This window comes from Rhodococcoides fascians A44A, from assembly GCF_000760735.1.
Classification (GTDB): Bacteria; Actinomycetota; Actinomycetes; order Mycobacteriales; family Mycobacteriaceae; genus Rhodococcoides; species Rhodococcoides fascians_E.
This window is the reverse complement of the sequence record NZ_JMEX01000008.1, coordinates 1,704,054-1,721,007: the sequence shown is the minus strand read 5'-3', so window position 1 is coordinate 1,721,007 and position 16,954 is coordinate 1,704,054. Positions and strand designations below refer to the sequence as shown.

Sequence of the window (16,954 nt, the reverse complement as noted above, 5' to 3'; positions counted from 1 at the left end):
GTCACCAGCCCTCGTGACGAGGTCCGCGGTAGCGGGACTGCCCACTGCGAATCGCGGCGACGAGCTTCTCGCGGTTCTCGTTCACCCAGCCGATAAGCCAGTCTCGGTGCCAGTTGTGTGCGCCCCAGGAATTGGTGCGGAATTCGTCGGGCTCGGGCGGCAGCTTGAACTCGACGCCGGTGGCTTCCATGAGTGCGCGGGCGTACGGGTGCTGCGCCCACGTGTCGAGGAACCAGTCGATGCGTTCCTGTGAGGACTTGGGGCCGAGCTCGATGTCGGCGACGCGAGCGAGTACGTCGCCGGGCATGATCGGGAAAGGGCTCGGCTGCGAGTAGTGATCTCCTACTGCCTTCACGGCTTCGTCGAGCCAAATCGGCTTGTCGGTGAAGCAGTCGGCCCACGCCTGCACGGTGGCTTCGGTGACGGTCAGACGGTGATCGAGGACGGCTGCGCGTTCGAGAGCCGCTGCGGCGGTGTCGAGTGCGGTCATGGTGTGGCTCCTTGTTGGGCTCTGATTTTCTGGGCAATGTCGGCCACGGAGCGGCCACGCTCGGTCGGGTCGGGCCTGGATGCGCCGTGCTGTTGATGTCGGGCGGGTAGCGGGTCGTCGTCCCAGCAGTCGCCGTTGAGCCAGGCTTCACCTTGCTTGGTGAACTGGTCTTCCCGGTTCGGGTCTTCGCGGTAGCGCGTAGCGCCGGCGATAAGGATCTCGTTGTCCCCCGTCCGCCGGACGGCGCGCTTCCATGCGTCGAACGCCTTCCGCTTTGCGGACTTGCGGGGGTAGGCGGTCCAGAACGATTCGAATGCAGCCGAGTACGAGCTCGTCTGCGGAGCAGATGAACGATCTTTAGAGTCTTTAGAAGATAAGTAATTACTAACAGAACCTTTACTACTCACCTTCACCTTCACCGCAGTGATTCGATTGCCATCGGAATGGGATTCGAATGGCATTTCTTGCTGGGATGCCATCTCGATGGGTTCGGAATGGGATTCCGATGGGTTCAGAATCCCATTCGAATGGGATTCTGAAGGGTTCTCGATGGGTTCGAAATCGGCAAGTGCAGCCTCCATTTTCGTGGCCGTCTCCCCCGCGTCGTCGCGACCCAGACGGCGGAGTTCTCGAGCAAGTACTCGCCGTAGTAACGCACTCTCGATCGCCTCTGCACACCCGAGGGCGTTCTTCATGATGTAACGGTGTTTCATGCCACCGTCGTTGCGGATGAACGACCGAATAAGCAGCTCTTCGGTGTCTGTGTCCGTCACGATGTAGCCATGCTCTTCCAATTCGGTGAGGGACTTGCGGACATCGTCCTCGTCGCCGGTCGGACCCTTTCGGGCCCACTTGCCGACGAGCAGTGGCTGGACTCCCGCGTTGTTGACCGTTGGTTGCGACAGCAGCAACATGTACATCCGTTGAGCAGACTCGGAGCGTGCCAAGAACTTCGGGTCGGTCCAGATACGGCACAGCACGCGGCCGTGGTCACGTGGCATAGGTGGGGCACCTCCGCTCGGTTGGGTGGAACGGGTGTCCGTGGCAGTCATTGCCACGGACACCCGGGGTGGTCAGTGAGTGGCGCACAGCTCCGCCTCGATCTCGACGTCGTTCAATCCGTACTTCCTTGCCAGAGCAACGAAGTACTCGCGGTGTCGCGGATCCCGGGCCGCGCACGAACGCAGCAGCTCCCGTGCGTAAGGCCGCAGATCCTCAGTGGACATCGACGCTGTCAGCCTTCTTCGCACCGTCGGCGTGGGCAGTCAGTGAATCCGCCAACGCGATGGCTTCCCCGGGATCGAGGTACACGGTGCGCCGCGTGACACTGTCGCCGATGTCGAGGGCGATCTTCTCGGGCCCGAACTCGCCGGTGAACTCCCCCAGCCCCACGTTCGCAACCATGTTCTCCACCGCAGCGACAGGTTCGGCGTAGTAGACGAACGAGGACTTGAACAGCTCCGCTTCGACGGTCTGCGCGGCCGGATCCACGTGCAGGTCGTAGCTGCCCGCGTACTGGCCGGGATCGGCGCCGAGCCTGCCGCCTCGAATCTTGTACGGCTCCTGCGGCCCCTTCTCGGGGTCGTAATGCCAGGGATGCACGTAGACGCAGCCCTGCTCGACCCACACCGACGTCGAGACACGTCGGCCATCCGAGAAGAGACCGGTGCTGGCTTTGAACTCGGGTTCGATCTCGAGCACCGCAGCGAGGAGGTTTTCAGCGAACTCGTTGATCGTGTCGAGTGGACTCTCCAGTACGTCTTCGACCCGGCTGGCGTCCTTGTCGGCCAGTTCATGATAGACATTGCCGCTGATGAAGTCGGTGGCCCATTCGATCTGCGACTTGGCGCGCACGGCGTAGTACTTCAGAACGTCGAGTGCTGTGTAGGTCATTTCAAACTCCCTGTGTTGTATCGGATTTGGTGCAAAATGCGCGGAAGTCCGCGGCGAGGTAGGCGAGGCTGCCCGCGATGAGCGCGACGCCGACGACAGTCATGACAGCGCACCCGGGTCGAGCTTCTGGTATGCCTCGAAGATCTGGGCCATCAAAAGTCTCAGGTCAGCGACCTGGTTGGCCTTGGCGCCGAGATCGTGGTCCGGGAATGTCTCCGGGAACTCGAAGTTGTCGACGACGATTTGCATGCCCGATGACTCGTGATCGCCGGCGTCGGTGACCCAATCGGTCCGCTTGATCGACGCGGTGAACGGTCCGACGTGTACGAGCGCGAGTCGCGTCCACCGGCTTTCTCCTGGCTGCAGCGTTGCCCAAACCTCGTCGCAGGTGGGCGCGCCGTCGGTGATCCGCGCGCTCACTGGAAGACCTCAGCGGGACTGAGGTCATCGACCTCGGTCATTTGCTTTTCGATCCGCTGAACGTGCATGTCCTGAACCGACCTCGCCTCTGCAATCGCATGGGCGACGTGGTCGTTGTCCGGGTGGACGGGCACCGAGACATAGGTTCGCCAGAAGTTGAAGTTCTTTCGGCGCTTGAAACTCCACCCGGTTGCCTTCGTCGGTTTTGTTCTGAACGCGAGCTCGGCGGTACCAATGAGCATTTCGATCTCGCGGGGAGTCAACCCGTCCATCGGCCAGGCGCTGATTTTGCCGGACGATGGGTAGACGTCCACGACTCCAATCTCCTTGAACACTCGCTTCTTGTGCTCGTCGAAGTAGTAGCTCGACCGGCCGAACGCCTTGCGCAACACGACCCCAAAAGCAGACGCATCCTCTATCCGTGTACGCGGCGCTTTGTAGTAGTAGGTGGGCATCATGCGACCTCGCCTTCTGCGATGAGGTCGACGGCTGCGAGGAGGGTATGCGCAAGCTGAGTTGCTTCCGCAGCTGTCATCTCGAAGTCCCAGTCCGTTATCCGCTGAACTCCTGCCACCTCGTTGACGGCGCCAAACCTGTCGAGCTTGACGACTGCAACCGCACCGGACAGCGCCCGGGCAACATGGGCCTGGATGTGGGCCGGCTCCCACACCCCGCTCTTCGTTCGCGCACCGTGCTCACCCGACAATGGGGTAGCGACAATGCTGCTGCTGCGGAACATGGACCAGTGCGAAATCGTGCTGAGCACGTCGTTGTCGGGGTCCGCCCATTTGGGGCGCGGGAAAGGACTGAGATTGTCGAGAGAGGATCTACCGTCCTTGAAGTTCCTCGGCACTCGAATGACGTTCTGCTCGGTGCCACGACGCTTCCATGCACCGGCAGCATCCGGTGAGTACTCGACCTTCGGTTTCGGCTGCTGACTGACGATCTGTTCGTGGATTGCGGCATCCTGCTCGGCCTTGGTCCGATACTCCTCGTTCGAAGCCGTGCACCAGACGTCGTAGAGATCCATTCCGACGGGGGCCTCGCCGTATACCTTCTTCAGGTGCGCGGCCATCTGCTTCTCGTTGGCATACTTGACCGGTGGATCGACCACGAAGGGCTCGATCTGGTTGTTGTCGGACGGTTGCGCTACAGTGCTCACTACTGGTTCCTTTTCTGGTGATTTGGTTCCATCAGCACCACCGCGCACAACTGGGACTGCCATCCCGTGAGCGGTGGTGTTTTTCGTCGTATGCGCGGCTTTCATGACGCGGCGCCTGGAAGTTGCCTCACGCTGCGGACTCCTGCTCGGCGACCCACGCGAGGACGACACTCTTGCGCCACACTCGGCGACGACCCAGGGAAAAATTGGCCGGGCCGCGTCCGATGTGGGCCCAGTAGCGCCACGTTCCCTCGGGGATGCCCGTGAACCTCGCGCAGTCCTTGGCCTGCCAGAACTCTTCCGTCTGGTCGGGGGGTGGGGAAACTGTGGTGTCACGCATGATCATCTCCTAATCAATGTGTTCGACGGTTCGCGCTTTCCGGCACGGTCTATGTGGTCGCTTTGATGGCGTTTTGCGCATCTACGTTCGTGACTTGGGCTGCCGATCGGGGTTCGTAAACGGTTGAGATTGATCCCGAGGGAATGTCGTAGGCCTTCTCGAGCGCGTCGAGTAGTTGAGCCGAGACGCCCCTGTGTCCGTTCTCGATAGCCGATAGCGCGCCTTTTGTCGGACGGTCGCCCGTAATCTCCTCAACCCGATCCGCAACGTCCTCAAGCGTGAGCTTGAGCGCCTTGCGGAAGACCCCGATGGACAAGTGCGGCGGAGTCCTACTGGGACGCTGGGTGGCGTACCGACGATGCGCGGTCTGGCTTGGCATAATCCGAACTCTATCCCAACTCTAGGCGTTGGCATACCTCGAACGGTAAAATTGGCACCGGCGGGCAAACCGAGCTGACCAGCCCCAACGGCACCCACAACGCCGAACACGCAGGAAATGACACCCGTGTCGTTTGCCGAGCCCGAGGAAGGTTTGCCGAACAAATCTGGGAGACTGCGGACATGCCGATGAACACCCCAAGCTTCGCCCAGACCATCCGAGCACGTCGGAACAAACTCGGATTAACACAGGAGGAGGTGTCAGCCAAGGGTGGACCGTCGGACACAACTCAGCGGCGTGTTGAGGGCGGAGAAATTTTCAACATCACTCAGTCAACGTTGAAGAAGTACGAGGCGGGTCTCGATTGGCGACCGGGTGTAGTCGCGGAGCTACTGTCCCGAGACACCGAAGTCGACATCGACAAAGCTGAACTCGAAGCTGCAGAGGAATCCGGGGACATCAGTGGGTATAGGCGCCGACGAGCGGAGCGCACCCAAAAGCCGCGGCCATTTCAATTCGCGACGAGTGAGGGGCCGCAGATTCAGATCAGCGCTCTTGAGATGGTGTCGCTGTACGTCTCGATCAAGCGGATCGGCGAGTACGCGGATGCTTTCGGTGGCGGGCAGCTTCCCAAGGGGCTGCTTGATCTGATTGACGTCGCGGCCGAGCAGGCGCAGCAACTGGCGTTCCCCGGAACAAGGCTCTCACAGGCTGAAGCAGGCCATCCAGATCTCTTCACCGAAGTGATGAAATCGCAAGGATTCGGACAGTTGGCCACAAATAGATCCGCAAATGATGATGAGAGGAAAGGCAATGCCAGGGATGACTAGAAGCGGGCAGAGGCGCAACCGACGCGCCGGCGTCGAGGATCTTTGGCGTGACCTGAAGAAGCCGCGACCAGTCTTGGACGACAGCGGCGCCCCTGTGCTTGAGCCCGACGGCACACCAACGACCACACTGCGGCCGAAGCTGTACGGCACGGGGAAACGCTGGCGAGGACGATACGTCGACGCCAAGGGCAGGGAGCACACGAAGCGCTTCGACCGGAAGACCGACGCGCAGGCGTGGATCGACAACGTCGTCGTCGAGCACGCCATCGGCACCTACGTCGATCCGAAGGCGAAGTCGGCGCTGTTCTCGACGCTCGCTGAACGGTGGTTCGACACCAAGTCCGGCAAGGCAGCCAAGACCGTCGCGGGCTACCGGTCGCTGCTCGACACCCTCGTCCTCCCCCACTGGCAGCACATGCAGGTTGGCGACATCGACTACGAAGACGTCCAGTCATGGGTGCTCGGCCTGCAGCGGCCCGGCGGGAGCTACAAGAACCCAGAAAAGGGACTCTCACCGTCGAGGGTCGTCGCCGCATATCAGGTCGTCGACCAAGTACTCGCGTACGCAATCCGCGCCAAGCACCTGGCGCACAACCCCGCCGACGAGGTCGAGCTGCCGCGCATCGAAAACCCGGAGAAGACGTACCTCACCCATGACGAGGTGGCCGCACTCGCCGCGCATTGCGGCCGGTTCGAAAATGTCGCGCTGACACTCGCTTACTGCGGCCCACGGTTCGGTGAGCTCGCCGCCATCCGCGTCCGTGACTTCGATCCCGTCCGGTCCCGGATCCGCATTTCTCGATCGGCCACGCATGTAGCCAAGCGAGGCATCGTAGAAGGGTCGACGAAGAACCACGCCGCCCGATCGGTGCCGGTCCCGAGGTTCCTGCGCGACCGGCTCGTGGAAGCCATCGCGGGCAGGTCCTCCGACGAGTACCTCTTCCCGAGTCGCCACGGCACCGTGTTACCGCTGGGCGAGTTCCGGTGGGCCTTCGACAAGGCCGTTGCCGCAGCGGGTCTGGGAGACCTCACGCCGCACGAATTGCGGCACACTGCAGCATCACTCGCGATCGCAGCGGGCGCAGACGTAAAGGTCGTTCAGCGCATGCTCGGGCACAAGACTGCGACGCTGACATTGGATCTGTACGGACATCTGATGGACGACAACCTCGACACCGTCTCGAACGCGATGGACGCCGGGTACGCCACCGCGCAGGAATCTGCTGCGTACTCTCTGCGTACCGGGAAGACGTCGCACCTCCGTGCAGTGCCCTGACCTGCACTGGAATGGTGCCCCCAGTCGGACTCGAACCGACACTGTGCGGATTTTAAGTCCGGAAAAGTGGATATAACAGGACTTGGGTGGATCCAATGTTTATTGCGCAACAGAGCTTTTCGTACATTCACGTCCAGGCCGATCCACCCCCGTGTGTACCCAGTTGTGTCACTCTCGTGTCATCGAGACCCACGGCAAAGAACATGCTGAATCCATCTGCATGTAGACGGACTGCAGTGGACAGACCACCGGAATGGCGCAACTCCTTCATTTCAGCTCACGGTCTGCGAACCCCGCATTCTGTGTCAACGAACGACCAATCGACCGGAAGCCCACGGCCCCACCTACGCGGCGCGCCTGCGCTCGAACCATTTACGCCGATGCGATGCTGACACCCTGCTCCGAACCACGTTTGTTCGAGTCGAATTTGAAAAATGCGCGTCGCCCCCGGGGCTTCTCGTGACAATCGCCACCGGTCGCTTCATAACCAGGGAGGGCAATAATCACACAGTTCGAAGCCTGAGATACGACCATCGGCGACATCAGCATGAATGGTCGGCCGGATCGGGTCCTGCGGTGTTCCCGCTTCACGGCCCTTCACGCACCCGCACGACCTGGTACCGGGTCGCGCCGTGGTTGTCGACACCGGATTCCAGTATTCCGCTCAAATTGGCTGCTTCTACCGATGACGTGTACGGCTAAAACGTTGCATCGCTGATGGCGCACCCGCATGACGGCGTCTGGGATATCGCCTCGGACGGTCTGATGGGTGATCGTGACGCCGAAGCGTCTACGACCCCGCAACGGCCACGCAGTGACTACATGTCTCCCCCCTGTCAGACGTGGCTCGCACCCAGACAGGGACAAGATCCTCGCGATCCCCACCGAGGGTCTCGGTTATTGTGGGGGCTAGTCACTCGCAGCTCGGCCAACTACTGCGCTGAGCTTGCTCGCATAGTCGCGTTGGACGTTTGTGTCCGTATCGCCGCGCCGCGCTCCAGGTGCATCGTGCCAGAATGTGCCATGAGGATCACGCGGGTCGAGACGGCGAACATCGCCGGCCTTGTCGATGGAGCTACAAATCTTCCGGACTCGCAAGTCGCGGCACTTGCCGGTCCTAACGGCACCGGAAAATCAAAACTGCTCGCGTGCATGCTGATTCCCTGGACGCACTCTATGCCGGAGCCTCGCAACGACCAGGTAGAGGCAGTCGTTCACGTCACTGTCAAATTCTCCAACGCCGAACGAGAAATTCTTGAGCAATATCGGATTGCGTCCGGGTGGACACACGAGAGTTCTGTTCCAACTGAAACTGTGTTTACGGCTCGCGCCACACCCCTCGCTGGTGTAAGAGTTACTACGGACGTCAGCCCCATCACGCTGACGAACATGGCAGGCAACAGCGACTTGCTGAAACGCCAACCGAGCCTTGACTTAGTCTTTCTCCCTGCTGAACGACGACTCACAGCACCGATTTCAGCTGGTGTCGATCTCACTCAACTCAGCGAAGAAGTCGCTATCGCAAAACTCGCTGAGGCACGCAACACGGTCCACACAAACTCGGGCCGGCTGGACGACTCGGAGTTCGAGTCGTACGCGACGGCGCTCTGCTTTCAAGGCGCGCTGGCCAGCACCGGCCCAGGTGTCACCGCGGCCACTCAACCGCGCTGGGTCGCTTTCAAAGCTGCTGTGGATGAACTTCTCCACCCCAAACAGCTGTTGCCACTCACGGTCGAGCACAGCTCAGGTCTGCGAATCGGACTCGCAGACGGCTCGGCACACCCAGTCGCCGCCCTGTCGAGCGGCGAACGCCAGGCTCTCATCATCATCAGTCGCGTCTTCCGCGCGGGCGAGGGACACAGTTTCGTTGTCATCGATGAGCCGGACGCGTATCTGCACCCTACCCTTAGCACCCGACTTTTGAAGGCGTTGCGTCCAGGCCTAGGCGACCAGGGTCGCATGCTCGTCGCCACACACAGCCCGGCAATCCTCGACGCAATCCCGCCCTCGGCGATCGTCCGGCTCAGTCACCTTGAGCCCCCTCAACTGGTCGAGACCGAGTCCGAACGGCTAGAGCTATACCGGGAAGCGGGGTTTCGTGCCAGCACTCTCACACAATCGGAAGTTCTCGTACTTACCGAAGGAACCTTCGATGCAAGCGTCATCCCCCTGCTCGTTCCGTCCGTCTCGTCCAGTGCAATCAAAGATGCTGGGGGGCGGCAGCAGGTGCTAAGCCAAGTGCAATCGCTGTCCGTCTACGACTTGCCAATCGTCGGAGTAGTGGACGCCGACGTACGTGCGCCCGCTCCACCTGCTGCCGTTGCACAGCACGTGCACGTGTGGCCTGCAGCGGATATCGAAGGTGTCCTGCTGCAAGATGATTCGTTCATAACCAAAGCCATCGAGGGAAAGCTACTCAAACCCTCGACCTGCTCAACTCTTCCAAACGCCCGGCAAGTGCTACTGGATCTACTCCTTGCGCAGAGGGACAATGCGATTGCGGAGTATGCGCAGCGCCTTCTTCGGGAGCAGGTGTCGATTAAATGGCCAAGCCCGAAGGGGGAAGACGCACTTCAAAGGCTCCGCGATCTCGCTGCCCAACCCCAAACTAGACCGGACACAACGACAATCGAGTCGGCTATTGGGCAGGCCGAAGAGGCTTGGGCTGAAGCACTTCCCGCGCCCTGGACTATGGTCCGGGGAAAATACATTATCGGAGAATTTGTCTCGAAGCACGCCGTCGTCAGTAATGCAGGTGAGTTCGTCGCCGCTGTGCTCGCACACAGCCCGAAGGTAGCCGCGATGGATGAGCTGGGAGAGCTTGTTGCCAAGGCTGTGTCGAACTAGCTGAGGCTGTCAGGTAGCGCGGGGGCGGGCATAGAACCTGATACGCGACGGGCGTGATGTCCTTGTGTCTAGGCATCGCCTAATATGCACATGAAATTCAATACTGACAAGCGAAGCTATTGTGACCGGGGCCGGATCCAGACCGGGTGGTAGAAGGCGTCGACAGACTCGACCGGGACTTTCATCACGGCCGATCCGGACCGACAGCGGTGTGTGCATCTGTGCGCGGACATTTCGCCTTCCGGAGTCCCGCTCCCCACGGTTGAGGACGGACCGAGGCGACAGTTGCTTCGGATGTGACGGCGAGGCGGAAATTCCTCCAGGCTCCCACACCGTCATTAGAGCGAATACCGCCAACGAGCCCTTCATTCGGTTGTCGATCGCACAGCCGACGATCCTGTAGACGACACGTCCGAGCTCGCACTCAGGTACAGCTTGTCTTTATACGTACCGTGTCCGGTGATGTGGTCAGCCATAGCTCATCAGCAATCCTGGTCGCAATCGCCAATCGCAACCCTGACAGAGATCAGACCGGTGGTAGCTTGCCCAGTAATTATCGTGATCCAGCGGAGGCGTTGCGGCAAACCTGAAGAAGAAAATGCGGAATTGCCTCCCGGCTCCCTACTGCTACGGGCACAAGGTTTCGCAACTTCAACTGCTCCGCTTCCTCTTCATCAAATGTCGAATTTACCACGAACCCCATTGGTTCGTCGTCAAATTTGCCCTCTCCCGCAGCTTCAAGATGGACATCAAGGTCTATGTCCGACATACTAGTTCCCACCGCGAGGAGCCTTTTCGTCGCAAATAAGTTTGTCAGAAAACGAGCCCAGGCTCGACCATCAGTGCCAGCTATCCTCTTGATGAATTGCTTACGTGTCAATATCATCCAGTCCGTCGGAATTCCGCTTTTGGTCAAAGGAATATATCCGTGTGGATGAAAAATTGTCACGTCAGCATCTGAGCTGACTACCTGCGGAAGCTCGGTAATTGGTTGGGTCGTGAAACCATGAATCCCCAGATACCATTCCAGAAGATCGTCGAAATTAAGGGTTAGCACTTCACGAACAGACCCACGCGACGATGGCATGATTAGTGCACCGACTGCGATAAGCATCATGTTTTGCAGCAGGTTATCTGGATACGATTCGCCATCCAGGTATTCGTCAGGGTAAAGATTTCGGCGCACAAGTTCACGAAAATCTACTTCAGATCGATCGGGACTCAAAAACTCGCTACGCACCTTATCCATAGCAGACATCAACTTCTCGCTGCTGCGTGCCCCAGCCGGCCTGCTCAACCCCAATTCATCCTCGCATCCTTCTACTAACGTTTGCCAAGATGGAAGACCTGAACCACGGCTCACACCTGCCCCGAGTAAAAGCGACAGCTCACCATGAAGCAGACTCTCGCCGAGATAATGGGCCGCGTAGCTGGGATTGGTCAGCTCATGTACCGACATTCCGCGATAAGACGACCCGTTCATCAGTCCTCCAACGAACTTATTGCTTTTTGCGCTTCCTCGCTTAATGGATATCTGCGGTCCTGGTGCAACAGATCAGCGTTGGAAAGCATGGACACGAGCGACAACGCACATCCTAATGTTTTAACCTCCGACTGGAACCAATGGATAAGACCGGTGCGGTTTACTGTGACCCGTGCACGTTGATCTTCGAATTCAACTACTGCGCCAACCCCGTACGGCAGAGTCGATTGACTGAGACCTCTGTGAATATCCGAGTGCAACGGCATCTTACCCGTCAGTGAAACCAGCTCTACATTCTCTTCAGAGATAATTCTAAGAATAACCCTCTTGACCGCGATGGAGTCAGCCCCCTGCGCTAGCAGGGCAAACACACCCTTCATATTTGCACTGGTGTATTGCAAGGCAGGTTCTATCAACCGCTTCGACGCTTCTGAGTGGATCTCGTCAAGGAGCCTGATGTACGGCGAGGCCACCCACATCACAGACCCCAGAGAACCGTAATCAAACAGTGAAATAAATATATCGTGCGCGTACCGACCACTCTTCCGCATCCGCGATCGAGCGTCGACGAGATCAGCGGGATACAAACTCGTGATCCGTTCATATTCACAGTGAAAGGTGTGCCAGCCATCAGGCCCCACATCTATCTTTCGCACTTGTCCAAGGCTCGGACCGAGGGCATCCCGGATCGACTTCACGTCAGGCCTTAGCGAAGGATGCATAAAACCAATCGCCGTGAACCGTCGCGCCTCGGTAGTACTGACATCACCAGACATATGCTTCTCCTACGCAAGTTGCAGCATTTGCCAGAGGCCCACGAACTCTGCGCTCGCATGGCCCGCCTGATCTTCGTAGCCCGGAAACCGATCTAATAGAAAACCAACCGGACTCTCCGGTCGTTGTCCAATGTACTCGCCTGGCTCGATTCCATACGTGAAACGCAACCCGTCTGTGGTAGCCGTATCGTCACGTAGTAGATCATTATTTATACGTGAATCGTAAAAAAAGTAGTTCGTCAACTGCACTGCATACTGCAACCCCACGAACTGAATCGCGAGCCGTTGCGACTCATCCTCCGACCGAAGTACGTCGATCGCGGCTGAGATCGCGGGTCGCTGACGCCGACGGGGGCGGCCGTTCATCTCATCCAGGATCGTCAGCATGAGGTTTTGGGCGTTCTGAAATCTTTTCGAATAGTCTACGTCCGGATCGCCCACCGACAATGCGCATAGCGTTCGTAACACATAATAATCAATTTTATCGACAACGCTGGGCACGAGCGACCACGAACTCCACACAGAGTCGACGTACTCTTTCGGCCTTGAAGCGTACACATACTGAAAATCGAGTACGTGTACCGCTACCTCTTGTATTAACTCCGAGTGACTTCTGAAAGATTCTTTAAGCTCGTTCACTGTTATACGATAAGGGACCTTAAAATTTGCCTTCCTGTCAACTGCGTCGCCGTCAATTATCTTTGCAAAATTTGACATACTCCTGGCGACCACTAATGTTTCTACGTACGCCGCTTGAATTGATTGCAAGGCGGAGCTACCTTGATCCCGCGAGTTATACCGATTCACGATCGTTTCCGCAAGATCGGGATCCGATTCCGGATTTAAGATCTGAGCGAAAATCGCGCGGACTTGAGAATGCAAAAATTCGTGCGTTAAAGTTAGCAGGTTCCATTCCTTGGTTCCGGAAGCAGTAATCGATTGCCAACTTAGGCTTATTGAATGCAGCGACTCATGATACCCCCAGCGTGAGCTGAAATGTGGAATATGCAATCTAGGCGCAGAGTCGGGTTCTGATTCGATGGCACGCAGAATCTCGTGAGGGTTTTGCCAGGATGAATAATCTCGACGAGATGACGCAGCCCCCTTCCAGTTGAATGAACCCATCGTGGGCAGATTTTTACTCAAACGGCCGACGTGATTGTTTTGTGCAAAAATTTGACTTAGATGGTAGTAGAATTCCCACGCAGCTTTCACAGGTACACCTATACCAAGCAAGGAATACTCGCCAACCGGAAAGCGCGAACGCCCGAGCGGCAAAGTTCCAGATCCAAGTTGCGAACAATAGAGAGTCGTAACCGCGTTTGTTTCGACAAGTACGCTTTCGAACACAACGCACTGCCGGATGGTGACGGCGTCTGTTTTGTCGGTCAAACCAACAAGTTGATCGATAATTTCTCCGACTCGAACGTGCAGATTGGTTATCAGAGGCCAAACTGATGGCGCATAGTGTCTGACAGTCCTGCCAAGCACAGCCAGGTTCGCGTTGAACTGCCGGACCTGTGCAGCAGCCTCAAAGCTGAGGCCCGCTACCGGGAGGTCGGTCGGCTGCGCAACCTCGATCTGATCAGGGGGCCGATTGAGCTCGATAACGGTGGCAACGGGCTCAAAGTCCCCATCGATTGACCAAATCTCTAGTCCCGCAAGGAATGTTCGGACGCGGGGCTCTACTAGTGCCCAACTTGACTTCGACGCGAGAAGTAGGACAACTGAGGCATGTCCGTAGCTCAAAAAGGTGCTTGATGCAACCGTAGCGTCGAAATCGTTTAGAAGAGCCGCGAGTAGCTTCGGCGTGTCCGAAGGCAGAAGAAAGACAGCCGTCGACACACCCACAAGTGAGGGACGAGCAGCATCTGGTCGGGCAGGCATTAAGACGCTGGCACGGCCCTGTCTGCGGCTCAAGTACACCGATGGAGTCTCAGTGAGAGCTGCGTGCGTCTGAGAATCCTCGTCAGACCAAACACACAGGAAGTCGCGGCTCACGCCTCGTCTAGCTCGATAGCCAATATTCCGCCGGATACAGTCAACCGCATCTCGCGGTCCGACTCGTCTACATCTCGTTCCATGTCGGGCACGGTAGCTGTCCTCAGAGTCGGCATGGCGCTAAAGTTAGTACCGGTATCGAACACTTTTGGCGAGCCAAGTTGCCCGCCGAACCAGTAAAACTCCGAGGCCAAGATGGCCCGCTGTTGCTCAGATCCAGACATTGCCGTCGCATTCAGAGATGGTCAACCCGAGGTCAGCCGCGTCTGCGGTTGACTGATCCACGATACACACTGGCCTGACGGAGCGTGAACAGCACCCCATATATGGCGCTTGGCCGGCGCGTGGTTTCCCTAGACTGACGCCAGGCGAGTTATGTGCTCGTGGCCCGCTGAGTGATGCGACTGAGGTCCGGTGCAATTGGTTGATCTCCGCGATCCAGGTACCAAAGGTGGCGACTGCTCACCCCCGCTCCCGTGTTTCGGTCCGGAGGTCGTCGGCGTCGACGATTAAGGCGGCGATCCTGACCGGGTGCGCTGGAAGCGTCCCGCAACCTTCGTCTCGCGCCATTCGGTGTAGCGTCTCGACGCGCCACCTAGGGCTTACGTGTCCTGTTCGGAACGGGCCTTTCGTGTTCGTTCGAAGGATTGGCCGGCACTCGCGATTCACTCCGCGACAGCGGAGCGGATCCTTTGGCTCAAGCCACCGACCGGGCACCGCCAGAAGGGCCCATGCCGCTGGTCACCGCAGGTGCTCGGGCTAGTCGAACCCCGTAGTAATAGCCTCACGCAGGTCGCCGTCACGTTCCCTGACCAAAACTAATCTGTCGCCATACAAGGAGTCCTATGAATCCAAATCCTCATGCATCACAACAGCTTTCGTCCATGGGTACACACCAGTCCAGCCCGATCCGTACCGATTTGTGTAACTCTAGTGTCAACGAGAACAAACGATGGGACGCACCCGGATCAGCATCATCCGTCCCGTATCTACGTGGACCCGGTGTCCGATCTGGAGAACACCTCAATCTTCTGCGCCCGTCCGATAAGGCCAACATCTGTATCAACGAACTCCGCCGCCTGTCCTCGGATATGGCAGGGACTCGAAGGCGACTTCTAAAACTCGCGTGACACTGAACGAGGCACACCTTGTCGGTCTCAGGCGAGCCTGAACGAATGTGGACTGCCTTGGTGTGTGGTGGACCAACAAATGACTGGCCGTGGATGTTTCTGTACTCACGAAGGATCTGGCTCTCGATGGAGGCGCAACCGCAGCCCAGCGAGGCAGCGGCCTGGCCATTTCCCACCCACCGTTGCCCCATCGTCGCGTCAGTCCCCGAGTGGTCCTGACTTTTCGCCGTTGTCTGGTAGCGCGGCGTACACCTCATCGGTCACAGGTTCGAGCCACTCATTGCTGACGTTCTCGCCAGGCGTTATGAAGGCGAGGTGGGAGAACCACGAGCCTGCCTTTGCGCCGTGCCAGTGCTTCGTGCCTGCCGGCACCCGGATCACCGATCCGGGCACCAAGCTGACTGGATCTTGGTGCTCGGCTTGGTACCAGCCACTGCCTGCCGTACACAGCAGAATCTGGTCGCCTCCGCCCGCAGATCCGTGGTGTATGTGCCAATTGTTGCGGCAACCAGGCTCGAAACTGACGTTGCTGACGGGGACGCTGCCATCGGACAACGGAGCTAGGTAGCTCTGGCCGGAGAAATACTGCGCATAGGCCTCGTTGGGCTCCCCGAGCGGGAAAATTTGATCGAATTCGCTAGCGGTCATGTCGTCTCTTTCAGCTCGTTCTCAACAGACTGTGGGCCGGCTCGATTTTGATCGCGTTTGTCTGACGCATCGCCAGTCGACTACGAAGCCCTCGACCCGAATGGCGTGTCGATCGAGGCTCACCTGCGCCGGTCGATAGTAGTTACACCTAGCCGTTGACCAAGGCAATGTGCTCGGCGTCGTACCGGTCCCCGCGCACTCCAACGGACTTTGCCAGCAGGTTCAGGCCGTTCAGCTCGTCAGCGGACAACCCGACCTCGGCGGCCGCCGCGTTCTCGCGGATACGTGCGGTGTGGCGGGTCCCCGGGATCGGAACGATCCATGGTTGCTGCGCCAGCAGCCAGGCCAGGGCAATCTGACCTGGTGAAACGCGCTTTGCATCGGCAAGGCCTCGCACGTGGTCGACGAGCGACTGGTTGGCAGCAAGGTTCTCCGCCTCGAACCGCGGGACGCGGTGGCGGATGTCGCCGTCGGCGAAACTTGTGGACGCATCGACAGCGCCGGTCAGGAATCCCTTGCCGAGCGGACTGAAGGGGACGAAACCGATTCCGAGCTCGGCCAGCGTGGGTAGCACCTGCGGTTCGGGGTCCCGAGTCCATAGCGAATACTCGCTCTGAACCGCGGTAACCGGATGAACCTTGTGCGCGCGGCGGATCGTCGTAGCCGAAGCCTCGGAGAGCCCGAAGTGCCGGACCTTGCCCTCGCGGACCAATTCACCGACGGTGCCGGCGACATCCTCGATCGGGACATTCGGATCTACACGGTGCTGATACAGCAGGTCGATGACGTCCGTACGAAGCCGCGTCAGTGACGCCTCGGCCACACGACGGATCTGCTCGGGACGACTGTTCAAGCCGGCGACCCGGCCGTTCTCGATATCCCAGCCGAACTTCGTTGCTATCACCACCTGCTCGCGGATAGGTTTGAGAGCCTCGCCGACGAGCTCCTCGTTGACGTAAGGGCCGTAGACCTCGGCGCTGTCGAAGAACGTCACTCCTTCGTCGGCTGCCGAACGCAACACTGCGATCATGTCGTCGCGGCTGCCGGGATTCGGGCCGTAGCTCTGCGACATGCCCATCGCCCCGAATCCGATCGCGGATACCTCGAGATCACGCCCAAGTGTTCTGGTGTGCATCCTCATCCTTTCGTTTCAGTGGTGCCGTCGAGTCTGGATGCGGAAACCTCTCGGCGCACCTAATCCCCGATCATCCATCGCCCACCTTCTACTTGCTCGGCTTGATCGGTCACGCCAGATTTCCTCTTCCGGAGAAGTTAATCG

The 16,954-nt window shown here is 58.8% G+C and carries 17 protein-coding genes; 3 read left to right on the top strand and 14 right to left on the bottom strand.

Annotation, left to right across the window (positions count from 1 at the left end; translation table 11 throughout):
* Window position 1: 1 nt before the first annotated feature.
* From BH95_RS20355 to BH95_RS20320, 9 genes are all read right to left on the bottom strand, one after another.
* Window positions 2–490 carry a hypothetical protein gene (locus BH95_RS20355; RefSeq protein WP_037183798.1) on the bottom strand — a complete coding sequence of 163 codons (489 nt, stop codon included), beginning with the start codon at window positions 488–490 and terminating at the stop codon, window positions 2–4.
* A complete protein-coding gene (locus BH95_RS20350; protein WP_037183795.1) occupies window positions 487–1,491 on the bottom strand; it encodes a hypothetical protein in 1,005 nt (334 codons plus the stop codon). Before BH95_RS20350 ends, BH95_RS20355 begins: the two co-directional genes overlap by 4 nt.
* 72 nt (window positions 1,492–1,563) lie before the next feature.
* Entirely contained in the window at window positions 1,564–1,716 is a 153-nt protein-coding gene (locus BH95_RS28790; protein WP_157773115.1) for a hypothetical protein, read from the bottom strand.
* Window positions 1,706–2,383 carry a hypothetical protein gene (locus BH95_RS20345; RefSeq protein WP_037183794.1) on the bottom strand — a complete coding sequence of 226 codons (678 nt, stop codon included), beginning with the start codon at window positions 2,381–2,383 and terminating at the stop codon, window positions 1,706–1,708. The genes BH95_RS28790 and BH95_RS20345 overlap by 11 nt, the downstream gene beginning before the upstream one ends.
* A 99-nt stretch (window positions 2,384–2,482) precedes the next feature.
* A complete protein-coding gene (locus BH95_RS20340; RefSeq protein ID WP_037183793.1) occupies window positions 2,483–2,803 on the bottom strand; it encodes a hypothetical protein in 321 nt (106 codons plus the stop codon).
* Window positions 2,800–3,261, bottom strand: a complete 462-nt coding sequence (locus BH95_RS20335; protein WP_037183792.1) for a hypothetical protein — start codon at window positions 3,259–3,261, stop codon at window positions 2,800–2,802. The genes BH95_RS20340 and BH95_RS20335 overlap by 4 nt, the downstream gene beginning before the upstream one ends.
* Window positions 3,258–3,965, bottom strand: coding sequence for a hypothetical protein (locus tag BH95_RS20330; protein WP_037183790.1), 708 nt, complete (start codon window positions 3,963–3,965; stop codon window positions 3,258–3,260). The genes BH95_RS20335 and BH95_RS20330 overlap by 4 nt, the downstream gene beginning before the upstream one ends.
* A 127-nt stretch (window positions 3,966–4,092) precedes the next feature.
* Entirely contained in the window at window positions 4,093–4,305 is a 213-nt protein-coding gene (locus BH95_RS20325) for a helix-turn-helix transcriptional regulator (RefSeq protein WP_037185335.1), read from the bottom strand.
* 49 nt (window positions 4,306–4,354) lie between these two features.
* Window positions 4,355–4,684, bottom strand: coding sequence for a helix-turn-helix domain-containing protein (locus BH95_RS20320; protein ID WP_157773113.1), 330 nt, complete (start codon window positions 4,682–4,684; stop codon window positions 4,355–4,357).
* Between the two features lie 182 nt (window positions 4,685–4,866).
* Between BH95_RS20320 and BH95_RS20315 the strand changes: the two genes are divergently transcribed.
* The 3 genes from BH95_RS20315 to BH95_RS20305 all read left to right on the top strand — a co-directional run bounded on the left by BH95_RS20315 (window position 4,867) and on the right by BH95_RS20305 (window position 9,637).
* The gene (locus BH95_RS20315; RefSeq protein ID WP_037183788.1) at window positions 4,867–5,514 is read left to right on the top strand and encodes a helix-turn-helix domain-containing protein; all 648 of its coding nucleotides are present in this window, start codon (window positions 4,867–4,869) and stop codon (window positions 5,512–5,514) included.
* Window positions 5,498–6,790 (top strand): tyrosine-type recombinase/integrase, encoded by a 1,293-nt coding sequence (locus tag BH95_RS20310; protein WP_244165066.1) that lies wholly within the window; start codon window positions 5,498–5,500, stop codon window positions 6,788–6,790. The genes BH95_RS20315 and BH95_RS20310 overlap by 17 nt, the downstream gene beginning before the upstream one ends.
* 1,023 nt (window positions 6,791–7,813) lie before the next feature.
* Window positions 7,814–9,637, top strand: a complete 1,824-nt coding sequence (locus BH95_RS20305) for an AAA family ATPase (RefSeq protein ID WP_037183785.1) — start codon at window positions 7,814–7,816, stop codon at window positions 9,635–9,637.
* A gap of 553 nt (window positions 9,638–10,190) precedes the next feature.
* On the opposite strand, the gene BH95_RS28350 is transcribed toward BH95_RS20305, so the two are convergent.
* The 5 genes from BH95_RS28350 to BH95_RS20275 all read right to left on the bottom strand — a co-directional run bounded on the left by BH95_RS28350 (window position 10,191) and on the right by BH95_RS20275 (window position 16,810).
* The gene (locus BH95_RS28350; protein ID WP_080738060.1) at window positions 10,191–11,120 is read right to left on the bottom strand and encodes an SIR2 family protein; all 930 of its coding nucleotides are present in this window, start codon (window positions 11,118–11,120) and stop codon (window positions 10,191–10,193) included.
* Window positions 11,120–11,896, bottom strand: coding sequence for a hypothetical protein (locus BH95_RS20295; RefSeq protein WP_141215387.1), 777 nt, complete (start codon window positions 11,894–11,896; stop codon window positions 11,120–11,122). The genes BH95_RS28350 and BH95_RS20295 overlap by 1 nt, the downstream gene beginning before the upstream one ends.
* 9 nt (window positions 11,897–11,905) lie before the next feature.
* Window positions 11,906–13,741 carry a hypothetical protein gene (locus BH95_RS28785; RefSeq protein WP_141215388.1) on the bottom strand — a complete coding sequence of 612 codons (1,836 nt, stop codon included), beginning with the start codon at window positions 13,739–13,741 and terminating at the stop codon, window positions 11,906–11,908.
* A 1,484-nt stretch (window positions 13,742–15,225) separates the two neighbouring features.
* Complete coding sequence (locus BH95_RS20280) at window positions 15,226–15,675, bottom strand: cupin domain-containing protein (RefSeq protein WP_037183777.1); 450 nt, start codon at window positions 15,673–15,675, stop codon at window positions 15,226–15,228.
* A 148-nt stretch (window positions 15,676–15,823) separates the two neighbouring features.
* Window positions 15,824–16,810 (bottom strand): aldo/keto reductase, encoded by a 987-nt coding sequence (locus tag BH95_RS20275; protein ID WP_037183775.1) that lies wholly within the window; start codon window positions 16,808–16,810, stop codon window positions 15,824–15,826.
* Between the last annotated feature and the right edge of the window lie 144 nt (window positions 16,811–16,954).